Source organism: Variovorax sp. 10N412, assembly GCF_056394985.1.
This window is the reverse complement of the sequence record NZ_JBFTIO010000016.1, coordinates 64,105-79,293: the sequence shown is the minus strand read 5'-3', so window position 1 is coordinate 79,293 and position 15,189 is coordinate 64,105. Positions and strand designations below refer to the sequence as shown.

Below are 15,189 nucleotides of genomic sequence, written 5' to 3'. Positions count from 1 at the left end.
TAGGTACGTCGTTCTAGGTGATCTGTTATGTTCCGTTACACAGCCTGCTGCCCTGTCAGGCTTGTACGCCCTAACACCCAAGAGCCCGGAGGGTTCTGCTTGCCCACAGATACGGATCGCCTTCGCGACGAACTTCGCGCCTGCTTACCCAGCCTTGTTCTAGATCGCGCACTCGCGCCGTCTGGACAGCGCGTGGTCTATTTGGCAAGGTTCGACGACGCCAAAATCCCGGAGGAAGTTCGCCGCGCGGAAACGGAAAAGGCGCACCAAGTCGACGTTGATGATCCCGACGACCAATCTTTCTTGGTTGGTTGGGAATCGTGGGGCCAAGTCGTTGTAAAGGTCGTTTCTGACGCAAACAATGACACCATCATGCGCCTCGAAGCGGAAGTGGCTGTCCTCGGAGAACTTCGGCCTGCTAATTTCCCGAAGTTGCATTACGCAAACTTGTTCAAGAACAACCCCGAGACGGAAGAGCCGCTAAGAGAGCGGTTGTATGTAAGCATCGAAGAGTTCATCCCAGGCCACTCTCTTGAGGAAATCTGGCAGCAGTATGTCGGGGACGAGAAGCGAATTGCCCGCATGGCCCTTGGCATTGCGAATGCTTTGATGCCCCTTTGGGTGCACCCGCAACGCTATGTTCATCGCGACATCAAGCCTCCCAACATCCTGATCCGCCCCAACGACGATGTGGTCGTGATCGACTTGGGAGTTGTCCGTGAGACGGGAGCGAAGGGTCTCACGCAAACTGGTTTATCGCGCCGCACACACCCGGGTTTGCGGCTCCAGAGCAATACAAAGACGAGCGAGCCCTCGTCTGCTTCAAGGCAGACTTCTTTGCCATCGGTGTTGTCATGTATCAGCTCATGTGGGGCAACAACCCTTTCAGGCATGACCCAGACATGGAACGCTTCGACATCTATGTCGCGACTTTGAAGCACGACCCGCCTGCGCTGTCCATTTGCACTGGCGCGTCTCAGGCGTTTTCAGACTTTGTTGAAAAATCGATGAAAAAAGTCCAGGCCGAGCGCCATCGTACGCCCGACATTTTCGTTGGTGACCTTGCAGCCTTGTGCGATTCTAAAAATAGCTGATTGGAGAAATCTTATGGCTCTCGGATTGCTTCATCAAGTTGGACACAACGCCAATTGGAACATCGAGTCTTTCCAATCTGGATGCGGTGACGGCCTCGTGCTAAGCCCGCTGCATCAGGCTCTCCCGACAGTAGAGAAATTGAGCCCGGAACTGCGCGCGGCATCGCTGTTTGACCCGCAGTTCTATCTGCCTAATTCTCGAAAGCGCAAACTCCTCTCGTACCCATTCTTCCCGGAGCAAGCTACTGGTGGCTTTGCAACTGGAACCTTTGACGAACACTCAAAAAACGTGGCTCAGGCCTGCATCGATTTCCAGCTCGAGCAGGGCTTTAGGAAGGTGGTAGTGCCGACGCGCTATCTGAAGGAGATGTACCCTGAGTACTTCCAAATGCAAGAGGAGTTCTCCGTCAACTCTTTTCTTTCAGCAGCTGGGAATCGGCCACTATGTCTATCCTTAGCCGTTAAGGCCTCAATGATTGAACATCCCAGTTGGCGGGAGATGCTCCTGAACTGGGTCACTGCGTTCCACCAGGTTGATGAGCTTTACCTTATCTACGACCATGAACGGGACGCCAAGCAGGTACAAGACGCGAATTTCCTAAGGGAAGCTCTGCGCTTCTTCCGTCAGGTAATGAGCACTGGCTTAAAGCTCACCATCGGTTATACAAACACCGAGGGGCTTTTGTTCTCGGCGGTCGGCGATCCCAATATAACGATGGGCGCCTTCGAGAACACAAGGATATTTTCAGAGGATAAGTTCGTAGAGTCGGAGGGCGCCGTGCGGGGTCCTAAAGCACGCATTTATCTTCCTGGCTTGCTGAACTGGGTGCAGTTTCAAGACGCCCTGCAGATTCGTAGACTTGCCCCGGACGTCTGGCAGCAGGTGCACATGGCGACGGAGTGGTCAGAGTCCACACTTTCACAACCGGTTGAACCGACGTTCAATCAACCAGCGCTCTATAAGCACTATTTTCTTTGTATGAACGCGCACATTCATGAGCTACGCCCCTTGAATTTGGCGGAACGCCGGGACCTCCTCAAGCGACGGGTCGCACATGCTCAGAGCATGTACAAGGCGCTTGAGCCTCGTATACAAGTTGAGCGGCATGGCCGTGGCGGCCATCTGGCGGCTTGGGCGGAGGCCCTAGAAACGTTCTGAAAACGATTATCTATTGACTGCTCGAGCAGCTAGCACCGCCTGGGCTTGCCATCTTTTAGTGACGCTAACGGGACCCGACGGTGCAGCAGGCAAATGGATGATCATGCCTTTCTGGACCCGATCCAGTGATGCCAACCCCACGCCCGTCATCTTGAAACGCTCTAGCTGAGCCAGCGCTGGCTTAACGCACGCATGGTCTAGAACAACCCACGATTCATCTGCAAACTGCAGGTTTCGATAAGCTTGCACGAGAACGCGCTGCCAGTCGCTCAGTTTTGCCTCCACAGCAATGATCTTCTCGAACGGGAGAGTCACGATCGTGCCAAGAATCAACTTCTCAGGCGTGCCGAAGGCGAGGCCCCCAGCGGCCAACTGTGCGAACACCTTTTGAGCAGCGCTCTCGGATGCGCCCAGACATCTAGCGAGGTCCGCGCGACAGGTGACCTTACTCGCTACTTCGTTGCTTAGCAGCACTGCAAGACGTGGATTTATGCTCGCGAGCGCTTTCAACGCCTTGGTGCTGCGGGCAGTTCGCTTAGCGAGGACGATGTCTGCGATCCCAACACTCGCGTCAACCTCAAGCTCGAGTCGATAATCGCGTCGTTTAGCTCGCTTCGTGCAAGCAACGATACTCTCTACCAGGTCCAGTTCCGAGTCGAATCCGACAGTCTTCAATGTGCTTGCCATGTTGTGAGGCCCGTCTCACACCTTAACAACGATATTAGGGTGACAGGCCGGCGGGGGACTATACCGGAGGATGGATCACTGTTTGCGCGGCCATCGCCTCGGCGATACGGACCCCGTTCCTCTACTGCATTAGCCGAATGAATCCCCTTGAAACGCCAATCGCAGCGGACCTTCTTGTCGGCGAGGGCCGCGCATACCTGCTCACTTTCGACGGCGTGACGCCAGAAGTGCTTGATATTCACCTTCAGGGATGGAAGCGCGACAAGTGCGCCACGAAAACCGAGTTGTTCCGATCCATGGTCATGCACGCGCAGAATCGCCAGGGCATGCCGAACTCCATCGGCGACATTGACAACCTTCGCGCGGTATTTTGCGACTTCAATCCTGATCGGGTGCTCAAGACTTATCGGACCTGGCGTGAGTTGTTCGACGCAGTGGCGAACGGCGTCAAGGTCCCCGGCCGCTTCGAGCCCGAGATTGCCAAAAGCCATTGGGTGGTGTACGCGAAGTCAGTCCTGTCATGCGCCTCGTTCCTCAAATCGTTCGACTCGGCCACTTCATTTCATGCCTTTGTCGACAGTTTCAACTTCAACGAACACTCGAAACTTGCACTGCCCTTGCTCCTCAAGGAGGAGATCTTCGGATTTGGATTCGCGCTAGCGTGCGATTTCCTGAAAGAGAATGGCTACAAGGAGTTCTTGAAACCTGACACGCACATCAATGACATCTGTCGGGCCCTAGGCATCAGCAAGGCCAAGACCGACTTCGGTGTTTTCAAGGACGCAGTCGCATACTGCGATGCCAACAGTCTGGTCCCCTACGAATTCGACAAGCTGCTCTGGTTGATTGGCAGCGGGCGCTTCTACCAGTCCAAAATTGCGGCGCCGGTCGACAAGGAGATATTTATCCAGCGGATGCAGGTACTCACCCAGCTCGCACCGGCTTGAACGCACGTATCGAACGCGACGTCTCGATCGCTGCTGGAACGGTCTTCTGAGCGAACCCAACCACCTCAAGTGGATCGGTTGTCGTCTGCCGGGAGGGTCATTCTTGGTCTTCCTACGCACCGTGCTGTGTCATGCTGTTGATCATCAGAGTCCAGTTCTAGCCGACGTGGTCTCACTTGTTTGCATCGCCCCTGGAGCGCAGCTCAGATCCTTTCCTGGACTGTTGGGCAAGACGAGCAAATCGTTCTTGCTCGCGCAGCCGGGCGGCAGGCCCTGACGCGCAGTCGATGCGGCCCGTTTGCGCTCCGCCCCCCGCCGGGGCCCCGACGTCTCAGCCCCTGGCGCGCGGTCATGACCCCGCCACGCCCGCTCGCTAAATGTCTCTCTTTTGACGGCACTGCCGAGGCTGCTCGCCATGGCCTCCCACTACGTGCAAGAGCCTCGGACGCGATGCCCAGCACCGTCGAGTTTCGACGTGATCTGAAGGCGCCACGCGCATACGCGAAACGCGCCCGTGACGTCACGCCCCACCCGCACAGATGACGAAAAAATTCAGAGCTGATCGATGACCTCAACGCTCGCGTCTTCGGTTGAGACGCGCCGCACTGAGCCCGCAGCGGGTTCGTAGAGCACCACGGCGTTGAAGGTCGCAAAAACAACTCGGCCGCGATATTCAGTGCCGCCGGACTTGCGCACGGTGACACACGTGGCGGCTCTCACCTTGGTGCCTCCATCCTTTTGCGGCGTGAGTTGTCGCTGCAGTCGGACCTCACGTGACTTCAGCGGCGCGCAGATCGCTGGGCCAATCACCCAGTCGTCGATATGCACGGTTCCAGCTTGAAGGCCAGCTATTGGAACGATGCTCAAGACGCACGTGAGCAGAACAAGTCCAACGAGAAGCGCGATCATCATCAATGGCATGACAACGAGCGGCGTGCCGAACGCAAAAAATGGGACTGCTGCGAAGACCACAAGCCGTCTGTGAGCCGATGCAACACTCCGTGCCTTTTCCACTTGCTTACCAACCCAGTTCCAACGGCGCAGCAAGGCCTGGGCGCCAAACACTGCGCCGGCAACCGCAATGACGCCCGCCACGACACCCAATGCGATCTTGGTGGCCGGCCAGGTCATTTTCCAAACACTGGCATAGAAGCCCCACTCGGACAGTTTGCTCAAGTAGTTCAGCATCTGGAGCACCGCCCAGCCGCCAAGCGTGAGAAGGTCTGTCGTGGAATTGAAGATCACCGCATGCGGTATTCCGACGCTCGCCTCGGCCGAGAGCGCCACGCCATAGCCGAGCAATGCCAGCACGATGGCTGCAGCCGACGAGACGGAGAGAAAGACGGTCAGCACCTTGGTGCCTGAGAATTTGCTGGTTGTAGTGGCGTCTGTCATGAGGTTGTTCTGAAGCTGCTGCGAAGATAACCGTCTGAAAGAAGAAAAGGGCCACCGCATGCTGCGGGGGCCCTTCGAGACTGATGATGGTTGGGGAATTTCTTCAGCCCATCACCGCGCTGCTGATTCTTTCGTAGACATTCGGAGGCATAGCTGAAGAGCCTTGCCTGTCAGATCATTGCTTCGACTTTGCCGACGCTGGCGCCACCCTGCTCGCGCACTTTGCGCTCCCTGTGTACCTCAGCAGGCGACAGGAACGCTCGATGCGAGAACGGGCCGAGATCCAGGCTGCCGACCTCCTCGGGAACCGTGATTGCGCTTGCGCCAGCCTCAGCTTCAATCGCCTTGAGCTCGTCCCAGACCAAGGCCATGCGCGCCGGCGCGACGTTGTCGATCAAGCACTCCAGGCCCGGACTCAGCGGCACATACTTCGCCAACGCCATGGCCCGTGCCATCACGCTCTCGCACTCGCTCAGCGCCTGAAGAATCTCCAGCCGTGCATAGGCCTCGAAGGCTTGGGTATGCGCCACCTGGTAGTTGCGCGCATCGTGCGACGCGGCCACCATCGGCTCGAACGAGTCCTGCTCGCTCTCCGCGAGCGCGTTGGCGAGTTCATCGCTCAGCGCCAGCGCTTCGTTCTTGAGCGCGAGTGCGCCCTTGACCTCCTTGGTGACGACATGGTTCGCCTGCGCGAAGAGGTGCTTGAACTTCATCTGCGCGGCTTCTGCCGCATCGCGGTGCTGGGCCATCTTGGTTTTCAGATCCGCCTCGCGTGCGCAGATGGCTGCGTAGGCCTTGCCTGTGCCGTTCACGTAGGCCTCGCGGCTTTCGGTCAGTCCGCGCAGCGCTTCGCTGTAGGCCGCACGAACCTGGGCGATCTTGTCTTGCAGCTTGCTCATGGTCGCCCTTTCAGCAATCGGTCAGTGCGATCTCAGCCTTGCCGGGCCGGCCGTCGACGGACGTGAATCGCATCGTCGCCGAATGGTCTGCGCCGACAAACTCGCCGGTCACGTCGTGCAGCTGCTTGCGTGCTGCGGTGTAGTCGGCCAGCGCCTTCTCCAGCTGCTTGCTGGCATCGGTGAAGACTTGTCGGGCTTGGGTTTCTTTGGAAGACATAAGGGTCCCTGGTTGGTTGATTCGTTGAAGAGGGAAAGAGATGAAAACGTGTCGATCGCATGCGGCACCGCCACCCGCTACCCGGTGTCAAGCCATTGAATGAAGCCGGCCTCCTTCAGCGCGTGCCGGATCACTTGCTCAGTCGCAGGGCTCAAACGGGGCAGCAGGGTCCTCAGGCGCGTGCGCAGCGCGGCGAAGCGCTGCCGGGTGCTGTCCAGGTCCTCCCGCGCTTGCGCAGTCGCCTGTGCGGCGGCGTGAGCCGCTTCCTGCTGCTTGGCCAGCTCCTGCTTCAGCCAGGCGACTTGATGCGTCAGGCGCTGGTTCTCAGGCAGCAGCTTGACCGCCGCCGTCATGTCGAAGGCCTTGGCCTGGTCGCGCTTCCTGGCGCGGTGCCGGCGCTGGCGTTCTGCAGCCGTCAGGGCACGGGACGGGGGCACGGCAGGCTCAATCGGCATGACAAGCCTCCCCACGCGGCGACGTTGCCGTGGCCGCTGCGAACACCGAGACGGTCGGTTTTTTGAGGTTCATCGCCAATCCCCGCTAAAAATCAGGTGGGACAAGTGGGACAGGTGGGACATCAAGCATTGGTGCGGGTTTGCGCCGTTTTGAGGACGTGGGACGCTGGTGGGACAGGTGGGACAAACGACCCAAAAAGCCCGATCTGTCCCACCTGTCCCACCGCCTGTTTTGGGGACGTGGTACGCGCAAACCCGCATGGGCATTGGTTGTCCCACCTGTCCCACGTGTCCCACCTGTTTTTGAGCAAGGTCAAAGTCGGCGGACGTCGTGCACGCGTTCCGGATCACTCGCCGCCCTCCAGAACCTTGCCGGTGAACACATAGACGCGGGTCGGTCCGATGAACGGCAGACGCGGTTTCTGGCTGGTCTTGCCGTCCTTGCCGGGCGTGAGCCACTGCGCCGCCGTCAGCACCTTGATGGCGTGCTTCATGTCGAAGCCGGCGCACAGCTCGCGCTTGAACACCTCGGGCAGCACGAGGTACTCACGCTCGCCTTCGGCATCCTTGCGGAAGAACCCCGCCCGGTTCGCCACCCGCTGCTCGAAGCGCGCCGTCAGATCCTCGAAGCGGCTGGAGCCATGCACCTCGAAGAACGCACGCACCTGCTCCAGCAACGCGCGGTCTTCCCGGTTGCCAGCGCTGCCGAAGTTGGCGATCCAGCTCGTGAAGCAGCGTGCCGCGGCGTCGGTCGATGCACCGGCCTGCCAGCCGGTGATGCCCGCCGCGCTCGCCAGCTCGCCCGCCGCTGCCACCAGCCCGAAGCGCTGCGCCACACGCACGACCTGACCGGACGCTTCCTTGGGCACCTGCGCGGCCACGAAGGCATCGACGCTGGCCTTCACCTGCGCACCGAGGGTCGGGCGCAGCTTCACCAGCGTCTCCAGCCATGCAGGGCCGGGCGCGCCGTGGAACTGGGCGCACGCGCGCTTCAGGTCCTGCGCCAGCGCCGCCGGCGAGGCCGCGCCGTTGAGCTGCTCGAACATGCCCATGCCGCCGCCCGCATCCGCGTCGATCTCCACCAGGCGGATCTCCTGACCGGCCTTCACCTGCTGGCCGCTCTTGGCCATCACAGACGCAAGGCTCTCTTCGCCGCTGGAGAGGAACACCAGCCGCCAGCTCTGCGCCTGGCGCGCTGCGCCGGTCTTCGTGGCCCGACCCTTGCCCTGCCCGTTGGCAAGCATGTAGACGGCCTCGCCCGCGTCCTTGGCCGGGCACTCGGACAACTCATCGAGGATCAGGATGCCGTCGTTATGGAGAGCGGCGATGCCCTCCAGCCCGTTGGCCGTGAAGCGCCAGCTGCGCTTGTACTTGGCAGGGTGGCCCCAGATCGAAGACGCCACGATCTGCGCGGTGGACTTGCCCGTCGAGCTGGCGCCCCTGAAGTGGAAGCCGCCCGAGTCGTTGCCCGAGCATTCCAGCAGCGCGCCGCTGAAGGCCGACGCGATGGCGAAGACCAACCGGCTGTTGCCCACGGCGAGCCGCGCCACCGAAGCGCGCCAGTCATCCAGCGTGCCGGCAACCGCGAAGGCGGGGTCCACCGCGTGCACGTTCTGGAAGACCGTGATCTCGTCGCCATTGGCGTACTCCATGCCAGGCATCACGAACACATCGGCATGCCAGCCCATGCGGTTGACGCAGCGCGCGAAGCGCCCGGGGTTCCACACCAGCATGTAGGTCTGCAGGTGCTGCCGCCCGCTCTGGTTCGCTGCGATGGTCAAGCCCTGGTCGGCCAGCGCGCGGCGCATGTCCGCGCCGTCCGTCTGCAGCATCTGCATCGGCAAGGCCATCTCGTGCTGCACGCCCGAGGGGTCCTTCCAGCGCAGCAGCACGCCCCACGAGACGCTGTTCTCGTCGCGCGTGCGCGCCACGATGTGCAAGGTGCTGCAGATCCACGTCTTGCGCTCCGCGCCGGTCTCCGCATCGAGCGAGACGAACCACACGCCGTCCTTGTCGGAGACTTCATAGCGCCCGTTGCCGAAGTCCATGCGCTGCCGGCCCGCGTGCGAGGTGATCGCACCGGACAGCAGCGTCAGCGCATTGCCTTGCGCCTGCTGGTGGTGGGCGCTGTCCCGGCGCGCGCGGTCCACATGCTCGGAGAGCATCGCCACGCGCACGCCGAGTGTGTCGGCCTCGGCCTTGCGGCATCGCTCAAAGTCAACGATGGGCAGCGCGGCCAAGCGCTTCACTGCGTCGGCGAAGGCCTCGGGCTCTGCGTCTGACTTCGTCGCGCCCACCTTGCGGCGCTTCTTGATCGTGACGGTGGGCGCATCGGCGGCGGCGCGCAGCAGCGCGCTCGCGTCGATCTCTTCTTGCACCGCATCCGCACCAGCGATGTCGGTCTGCTTGTCGTTCATGAAATCGTCCTTGCCTATCGCCGCTGCCACACGTCCGCCCAGTCGCTCCCCTCGATGGGCGGGATGAGGGTGTGCACGCACACGCCGCAGGCGTTGGCCTTGCGCTCCAGCTCGCGCGCTGCGCGCTGGCCCGTTTCGTTCGCATCGTTGTCGGCGAAGACATACAGCTCGTGCGGCGTGCGCGGCCACCGGAAGCTCTTCATGCCCGACGCCGACACGGTCGCCCAGGTCGGCACGCCCGAACCCTCTGCGGCGGCCAGCGCCGTCTCGATGCCCTCGGCCACGCCGAGGCGGTAAGCGCCCTCGATGAAGGCGGGCGGCGCAAGGCGGATCGCTGCGCCGCGCATGTCGCCCGTGGTGCCGGTGAGCTTTTTCGGCGTGGGCACGTCCGCCTTGCGGCCTTCGGGCGTGAGGTAGGTGCGATGCAGCGCGACGATGCTCAGCACGCCCGGGCTGTGCGGCCCTTCCGGGAAGGCCTCGCCCTGCACCGCCGCCAGCATGGCCGGATAGGTGCCGCGCTTGACGGCCTTCCCGCTCTCGTCGAAGTCCCAGTAGTCGAGCGCGGGGTGCAGGCGCAGCACCTCGGGCACGGTGGCCAGGATCAACCCGCGCCCGCGCAGGTACGTGTGCACGGGGTCGCCTTCGGTCACGGGGACCGACGCGGCCCAGAGACCGTCGATGCGCTCGCGGTTCTTGCGCAGCGCTGCGGTCCTGTCGCGGCGCGACTGCGTGCGGTGCGCGGCCATGCGTTGCTCATGCATGCGCCGCTCTGCCGGGCTCATGGCCTCGCTGCTGTGGCTGCACCAGGTCGCGTAGAGGCCGGTGCGCCAGTCCCAGAAGGCGCCCGCCGCGACCTGGTCCAGATGCAGCACGTAGCCGCCTGCGGTGTCGCCGCGCTTGCCGTTGGTGCTGAAGCGGTGGATGCGGCCATCCGCCTCGATGGACTCGGGCGGCGTGAGGCCGTGCGCGGCCATGCTGGCGGCGAACTGGGCGATAGGTTGCAAGACGCTGTTCATGCAGCACCGCCCGTCTTCTGCAGCGCCGTCATGCGCAGTTGCGGCGGAATGCCGGCGACGGCCTGCAGCCAGCGGCCCGCAGGGTGCATGCCGAACATGACGTGCAGGGGCGCAGTCGCGCGGTCCTCGGACTTGTTGCACCAGAAGCTGCTGCCGTCGCGCATCTCGCAGTACGCGAAGACCAGGCCGCTGTGCGCGTCGGTGAAGACGTGGGCGATGGAAGCGAGACCTGCGCCCTCGGTGGCCGGGTGGATCTCGGAGTTGCGGTAGGTCAGATGCATGCCGCCCCCCGCGAGGTCACTGCCAGCACGCTCAGCAGGCGCACAGCACCGAAACGGTCGAAGGCAAAACCCTCAGCCGCTGCGCACGTCGCAGCGAGCTGCACATACCGATGCATCACGCCGGCAGCATCGATGACCTTGACGTTGAAGGCCTTCATTGCGCACTCCCTTTGCGCAGCGCAGCACGCATTGCTTGAACCGTGACCTGCGCGGCGTCGATGCGCCGCTGCAATGCTTCGTTGACCAGGCGCACCAAGGCGCTGAGTTCAGAGCGGGTGGGATAGATCTCTTCGCAGTCGTTCACGCGCTGCGGCGCGATGAGTTTTTCGAGGCCTTCGCAGGCGCAGTGCACATCGCGGATGCTCTCGATGTCATCGTCTGCTTGCAGCGCCAATGACTCGGCGCTGTCCTGGCGAGGGAATGGCTGCGGCGCAGGGGCGCTGTCTGGTGGTGGCGCTGTACCAGGTGCTGCACTGGGCGCAGGACTGGGCGCAGCACTGGCCTTGGCAGCGGATTTTGAGGAAACGGGGGCGTGCGCGGACGCGCGAGCGGATCTAGCCATGAATGGCCTCCAAGAGCTTCGGTTTGCTAAAACCGCCGCACTCGCTGCTAAACGAGGGCGGCGGCTCGAACGGGTTAGCAGACCGGGAAGCTCTTGCGAGAACCGGCAGGGCGCGAGCCCTCCCATCCGAGCCGCCTAAAACTGGAGGCACGAACGACAAAGCCGCAGGTCCTGCGGGAAAACTGCGGCTTTCGTCGCAGAGCTTCTTCGGGCTGCTAAACCCGATCACGTCTTTTTTTGACGTGACGGGCGCAGTATAGCGACGGGTTTCCTGCCGTGCTATCAGGGCGACAAGGCCCACCAGCGAGCGCGAGGAGTGCATGTGCAGCGTGCTCATGCGCGGGCTTTGCGTGCGGTCGTCGCGCTGCGTTTCGTGGGAGTGGGCGCCACTGCGCGAACCGGTGCTTTGCGTGTCGCGGTGGCCTGCGCTTTAGTCCTGGTCGGCGCAACTTCCGTCCGCGTCTTGGCCGTTGGTGCGGGCGCAAGTGGCTCTGCGACAGAGGGGCGCTGCGCAATCCATGCATCGATCTGCGACTTGCGCCAGGCCACCGCGTACTCGGTGACGCGCACGGCCTGCGGAAACGTGCCGGCCTTCACCGCGTCGTAGATGCTGCTCTTGCCCAGGCCGGTAAGGAAGCGGACCTCAGGAAGACGAACGAGGCGCTCTGCGGTGCTGAGGCTGTCTGTTGCTGGCTGACTTGTTTGCATCTTTCATTGCTCCATTCGCGGCGCACGCTCGCGCCCATGCCTCATCGAGGCGATCGACTCCATCCGTGTCTGCGAAACGCAAACACAGCTCAAAAGAAATTCGGGTGGTGCGCGCGCTGCGCGCCTGGGTGCGCCGCTACTCGGGCGGCGCGTCGGGCAGCGTCTGAAGCTGCTCGATCAACACGCGGCGCCGCAGATGCACGCTCAGGGGAAGCCGGACCTTGGGGTTCGGAATGGCCGATGGCGACACCGTGCGGTTGATCTCAGTGATCGCGGCGAACACATGCCCGCACGCCGGGTTGTTACAAACGAGATAGCTCTCGCGAGTGAGGTTCGAGATCTCGCGGCTGTTGCGGATGGTCGCCGGGCTCTCGCAATGGGGGCAGCGCATCTTCATACGCTTTTCCTTTTCGTCGGAGAGGCCGCAACGGGCATGTTTTTCTGCATGCGTCGATGGTCTGCGCAAGCGATCGACGGGCCAAGCACTCCGGGTCGTATCTCCTCGAGATAGAACCGAAACATGGTCCGAGCTGCACCGCCGAAGTTCGAAGTCGTCGGCGTTTTCCTCGCAAATACACTAGCGCCCAACAAAAAACGGGAGCGTCGAATTGGGGTCAGTCAAGACAAGGGTGAAAGTCGTCGAAGCAATCATCGACGGAGCGACATTCAGAGATGTCGGCAAACTTATCGGCACGTCTGGAGGTCGAGCCTCTCAGCACTTTTATCGGGCATGCCGCGAGTTTGGGCTCAGCCAGGATCTACAAGAACTTCGCGCGAATCCCACTGCCGTCAGAAAGGTGCTTGAAGAGCAGCTTGCATTGCCCGCATATGGGCTATCTGATCGCCTGCGCCAGAAGCTTTTGGCTACGAACATCAAGAGTTCGCGAGAGCTCACGCCGCAACGCGTTTCGACTGCGGTTGGTGCTCGTCTGCTTCATGCACCAGGCTTTGGCATCCGCGCGCTCGTGGAACTGCAGAAATGGCTCGACGGATACGGTTTAGCGTTTCAAACCAGCAAGCCACAGACAGCCTTGGAAATTCAAGATGTTGAGCAAGCGCTTGCCGTACTTAAGATTTATGGCATTAGCGTTGACGCAAACTATGCACCTCCAGCTCAAGGATGCGAAATGAGTGCGCAAGCCGAATGCAATTTGTCGACCGAGGGAGCGCCCCCAGCTAAAGCTTGATCGCGCTAAATTTGGCCGAAGCAGAATGCGCCCAAGGCACACGAAATGCTCCGGCAGAGACCAGCCGAGTCTGCTCAAGTATTTGAGGCCACCAACGAACGAGGCGCTCGCATTGCAGCCAGTACGCTTGCTTCGCCCATTGCGCATCGAGCACGAACACGGTATGCCCAGATCGACGCAACGCCTCGCGTTCAGCGTCATGAGCCTTTTTGAACCGATCAATGGAGACGATGCACCATGGTCCCGTCTCGTCAAGCTTTCGGATCCACTCCACGTCCGGCGTGTTTCTTGGGAACAGATCGCTGAGATGCCTGACATCTGCAACGTCTTGGACAACAGTCGACATAGCAGCAATGCCGCGCGCCATGTGCGGTGACAAGTTGTTGTCGAAGAAGAACTTCAAGTGCCGAAGGACTGCTCGAAACGCACTGCAGCTTCAACCGTGCGCGGCGAAATGTCGAAGATGCGGCCTACCGCTTTGCTGTCTCGCCGCTCGGCCAAAAAAGAGGCATATAGCGTATCTGTCGGAATACTTGCCTCGTTGACGATTGGCGAACCAAACTGCCGAGCAGGGTCTAGAACAATAGCTTTGTGGTCGTTGCCGAGCGGATACCAGCGCCGAGCACTGTTGCCGTCGTACTCGATGCCGGCATAGAGCGACGGCTTGATGATTTCCGAGAAGACGAACTGCCGCCTCAGCGGGTCCAGCATCTTCTCCTCGCCGCTTTTCGCAACTGCTTCAATGAAGATGCGCTTTCCGTCCGTTCGAAAGCGCTTGGCCGTCAAGGGATAGTCAATGCCGAATTGCTCTCGGGCCGCATCGACGGTAGCGCGAATGACCGGGATGGCGACACCATGCCGCACGAAGGCGTTGACAAGACGAAGCTCCAGCAGATCATGGAATCCGATGACGGGATCGGGCAAGTCAGCTCCCGCGAGCTGCGTCTTCCAAAGTGGTGGCGAAAATCGCCGCTCGCCGTGCTCCTGGCGTTCATAGCCAAGCATCCAGCGGCGCACGGCGCGACGGTCCGCTCCAGCTAGGCGGGCGGCTTGTCCTAAGGTGTATAGGCCTGTGCCAACGATGCTCATGCGCGTCATTCTGCCCTTTAGACGACGACCACATTGTCCGTAGTCGCCCGCACAGAAATGTGCCCCCACTTCGGGAAAATATGCCCCCGAATGTGCCCCCTGATGCCCCCGGATGGTGGCGACCTAAGGTGGACCACTGCGGACCGCTATATGATGATTCTCAGAGGAGAAATAAAAAAATCCGGAAGAGTTTGGACTCATCCGGATTTGTAACTGGTCCCGCCGCCAGGAATCGAACCTGGATCTCAGCCTTCGGAGGGCCGAATTCTATCCGTTGAAATACAGCGAGGAATCGGGGTCCGGCGTGCACCGGAGCCCGTGATTATGGCCTATCAGGCGCCGAGTGTTTCAGGCTCGCTCTCCACAGGGGCGCCAGCCGCCGGCCGGGCGAACCCGAGCCCCGCCAGATACACCCGGAACGTGCGCCTGCCCGTGGCCACCAGCTCGAAGGCCTCTGGGTCGAGCAGCCAGTTCTGGATGAGCCCGCTGATCAGCGCATGCAGCCCCTGCGCCGCCACATAGCCGGGCACCGGCAGCTTGAGGTGGCCGCGCCGCGCGGCCAGGCGCAGGGCCTTTTCGAAATCGGCCACGCAGGCGTTGCGCGCGTCCAGGTGGCGCTGCTGCACCGAGGCCATGTCGTGCGTGTACTCGACCTTGTGCGTTGCCACGTCGAACACGCGGCGCACCTGCGGGTCGGTGGTCATGAGGGTCAGCGCGTGGACCATGCCCTCCTCGATCTCGGCCAGGGGGTCGTCGGTGCCCGGCATGCTGGCGGCCCGGGGGCCGGCCTCCAGCGGCAGGATGACGCGCTCCATCATCGCGTTGAAGAGGTCGGCCTTGTCCTTGAAATGCCAATAGATGGCGCCGCGCGTCGCGCCGGCCTGCTGCGCAATCTGCTGCAGCGTGGTCTGCGAGACACCTTGCGCCTGAAACAGCAGCTCCGCGGCATCGAGCAAGCGATGCCGCGTGGCCAATGCCTCTTCCTTCGTACGACGTGCCACCCAGTCTCCTGATTTGTAAAGGCAACGCCCTTTCAGTATCGTGGGGCCATTGCTGGCTGTCACTATACATCCATG

Annotated in this window: 21 protein-coding genes and 1 tRNA gene; 5 read left to right on the top strand and 17 right to left on the bottom strand. The window is 61.6% G+C overall.

What is annotated here, in order from left to right:
• Window positions 1-99: 99 nt before the first annotated feature.
• The 3 genes from AC1DJH_RS27070 to AC1DJH_RS27060 are packed head-to-tail and all read left to right on the top strand — an operon-like array spanning window position 100 to window position 2,253.
• On the top strand, window positions 100-936 hold the full coding sequence (locus AC1DJH_RS27070; RefSeq protein ID WP_478187835.1) for a protein kinase domain-containing protein: 837 nt from the start codon (window positions 100-102) through the stop codon (window positions 934-936).
• Complete coding sequence (locus tag AC1DJH_RS27065; RefSeq protein ID WP_478187834.1) at window positions 903-1,094, top strand: hypothetical protein; 192 nt, start codon at window positions 903-905, stop codon at window positions 1,092-1,094. Before AC1DJH_RS27070 ends, AC1DJH_RS27065 begins: the two co-directional genes overlap by 34 nt.
• A 13-nt stretch (window positions 1,095-1,107) precedes the next feature.
• Entirely contained in the window at window positions 1,108-2,253 is a 1,146-nt protein-coding gene (locus AC1DJH_RS27060) for a hypothetical protein (RefSeq protein ID WP_478187833.1), read from the top strand.
• Between the two features lie 6 nt (window positions 2,254-2,259).
• On the opposite strand, the gene AC1DJH_RS27055 is transcribed toward AC1DJH_RS27060, so the two are convergent.
• Window positions 2,260-2,940 carry a hypothetical protein gene (locus AC1DJH_RS27055; protein ID WP_478187832.1) on the bottom strand — a complete coding sequence of 227 codons (681 nt, stop codon included), beginning with the start codon at window positions 2,938-2,940 and terminating at the stop codon, window positions 2,260-2,262.
• Window positions 2,941-3,077: 137 nt separating this feature from the next.
• Here AC1DJH_RS27055 and AC1DJH_RS27050 point away from each other — a divergent pair, with 137 nt between their 5' ends.
• Window positions 3,078-3,887, top strand: a complete 810-nt coding sequence (locus tag AC1DJH_RS27050; protein WP_478187831.1) for a hypothetical protein — start codon at window positions 3,078-3,080, stop codon at window positions 3,885-3,887.
• A 552-nt stretch (window positions 3,888-4,439) separates the two neighbouring features.
• On the opposite strand, the gene AC1DJH_RS27045 is transcribed toward AC1DJH_RS27050, so the two are convergent.
• From AC1DJH_RS27045 to AC1DJH_RS26990, 12 genes are all read right to left on the bottom strand, one after another.
• Window positions 4,440-5,282 carry a hypothetical protein gene (locus tag AC1DJH_RS27045; RefSeq protein ID WP_478187830.1) on the bottom strand — a complete coding sequence of 281 codons (843 nt, stop codon included), beginning with the start codon at window positions 5,280-5,282 and terminating at the stop codon, window positions 4,440-4,442.
• Between the two features lie 170 nt (window positions 5,283-5,452).
• Complete coding sequence (locus AC1DJH_RS27040; protein ID WP_478187829.1) at window positions 5,453-6,181, bottom strand: hypothetical protein; 729 nt, start codon at window positions 6,179-6,181, stop codon at window positions 5,453-5,455.
• Window positions 6,182-6,191: 10 nt separating this feature from the next.
• Entirely contained in the window at window positions 6,192-6,398 is a 207-nt protein-coding gene (locus AC1DJH_RS27035) for a hypothetical protein (protein ID WP_478187828.1), read from the bottom strand.
• 77 nt (window positions 6,399-6,475) lie between these two features.
• The gene (locus AC1DJH_RS27030; protein WP_478187827.1) at window positions 6,476-6,853 is read right to left on the bottom strand and encodes a hypothetical protein; all 378 of its coding nucleotides are present in this window, start codon (window positions 6,851-6,853) and stop codon (window positions 6,476-6,478) included.
• 347 nt (window positions 6,854-7,200) lie between these two features.
• Complete coding sequence (locus AC1DJH_RS27025; protein ID WP_478187826.1) at window positions 7,201-9,270, bottom strand: DUF927 domain-containing protein; 2,070 nt, start codon at window positions 9,268-9,270, stop codon at window positions 7,201-7,203.
• Window positions 9,271-9,284: 14 nt separating this feature from the next.
• Window positions 9,285-10,286 (bottom strand): DUF7146 domain-containing protein, encoded by a 1,002-nt coding sequence (locus tag AC1DJH_RS27020; RefSeq protein WP_478187825.1) that lies wholly within the window; start codon window positions 10,284-10,286, stop codon window positions 9,285-9,287.
• A complete protein-coding gene (locus AC1DJH_RS27015) occupies window positions 10,283-10,567 on the bottom strand; it encodes a hypothetical protein (RefSeq protein ID WP_478187824.1) in 285 nt (94 codons plus the stop codon). The genes AC1DJH_RS27020 and AC1DJH_RS27015 overlap by 4 nt, the downstream gene beginning before the upstream one ends.
• On the bottom strand, window positions 10,558-10,725 hold the full coding sequence (locus AC1DJH_RS27010; protein WP_478187823.1) for a hypothetical protein: 168 nt from the start codon (window positions 10,723-10,725) through the stop codon (window positions 10,558-10,560). Before AC1DJH_RS27010 ends, AC1DJH_RS27015 begins: the two co-directional genes overlap by 10 nt.
• On the bottom strand, window positions 10,722-10,961 hold the full coding sequence (locus tag AC1DJH_RS27005) for a hypothetical protein (protein ID WP_478187822.1): 240 nt from the start codon (window positions 10,959-10,961) through the stop codon (window positions 10,722-10,724). The genes AC1DJH_RS27010 and AC1DJH_RS27005 overlap by 4 nt, the downstream gene beginning before the upstream one ends.
• Window positions 10,962-11,121: 160 nt before the next feature.
• Window positions 11,122-11,466, bottom strand: coding sequence for a hypothetical protein (locus AC1DJH_RS27000; RefSeq protein WP_478187821.1), 345 nt, complete (start codon window positions 11,464-11,466; stop codon window positions 11,122-11,124).
• On the bottom strand, window positions 11,463-11,837 hold the full coding sequence (locus AC1DJH_RS26995) for a helix-turn-helix transcriptional regulator (RefSeq protein WP_478187820.1): 375 nt from the start codon (window positions 11,835-11,837) through the stop codon (window positions 11,463-11,465). Before AC1DJH_RS26995 ends, AC1DJH_RS27000 begins: the two co-directional genes overlap by 4 nt.
• Before the next feature lie 136 nt (window positions 11,838-11,973).
• A complete protein-coding gene (locus AC1DJH_RS26990; RefSeq protein ID WP_478187819.1) occupies window positions 11,974-12,234 on the bottom strand; it encodes an Ogr/Delta-like zinc finger protein in 261 nt (86 codons plus the stop codon).
• Window positions 12,235-12,466: 232 nt separating this feature from the next.
• Here AC1DJH_RS26990 and AC1DJH_RS26985 point away from each other — a divergent pair, with 232 nt between their 5' ends.
• The gene (locus AC1DJH_RS26985) at window positions 12,467-13,024 is read left to right on the top strand and encodes a hypothetical protein (protein WP_478187818.1); all 558 of its coding nucleotides are present in this window, start codon (window positions 12,467-12,469) and stop codon (window positions 13,022-13,024) included.
• Here the strand turns inward: AC1DJH_RS26985 and AC1DJH_RS26980 are convergent.
• From AC1DJH_RS26980 to AC1DJH_RS26965, 4 genes are all read right to left on the bottom strand, one after another.
• On the bottom strand, window positions 13,014-13,427 hold the full coding sequence (locus AC1DJH_RS26980) for a PIN-like domain-containing protein (RefSeq protein ID WP_478187817.1): 414 nt from the start codon (window positions 13,425-13,427) through the stop codon (window positions 13,014-13,016). The genes AC1DJH_RS26985 and AC1DJH_RS26980 overlap by 11 nt on opposite strands.
• Window positions 13,424-14,113 (bottom strand): DUF433 domain-containing protein, encoded by a 690-nt coding sequence (locus AC1DJH_RS26975; RefSeq protein WP_478187816.1) that lies wholly within the window; start codon window positions 14,111-14,113, stop codon window positions 13,424-13,426. Before AC1DJH_RS26975 ends, AC1DJH_RS26980 begins: the two co-directional genes overlap by 4 nt.
• A gap of 214 nt (window positions 14,114-14,327) precedes the next feature.
• Window positions 14,328-14,402, bottom strand: a tRNA-Arg gene (locus AC1DJH_RS26970).
• Window positions 14,403-14,445: 43 nt separating this feature from the next.
• Window positions 14,446-15,114 carry a TetR family transcriptional regulator gene (locus AC1DJH_RS26965; RefSeq protein WP_472122180.1) on the bottom strand — a complete coding sequence of 223 codons (669 nt, stop codon included), beginning with the start codon at window positions 15,112-15,114 and terminating at the stop codon, window positions 14,446-14,448.
• Window positions 15,115-15,189: the final 75 nt, after the last annotated feature.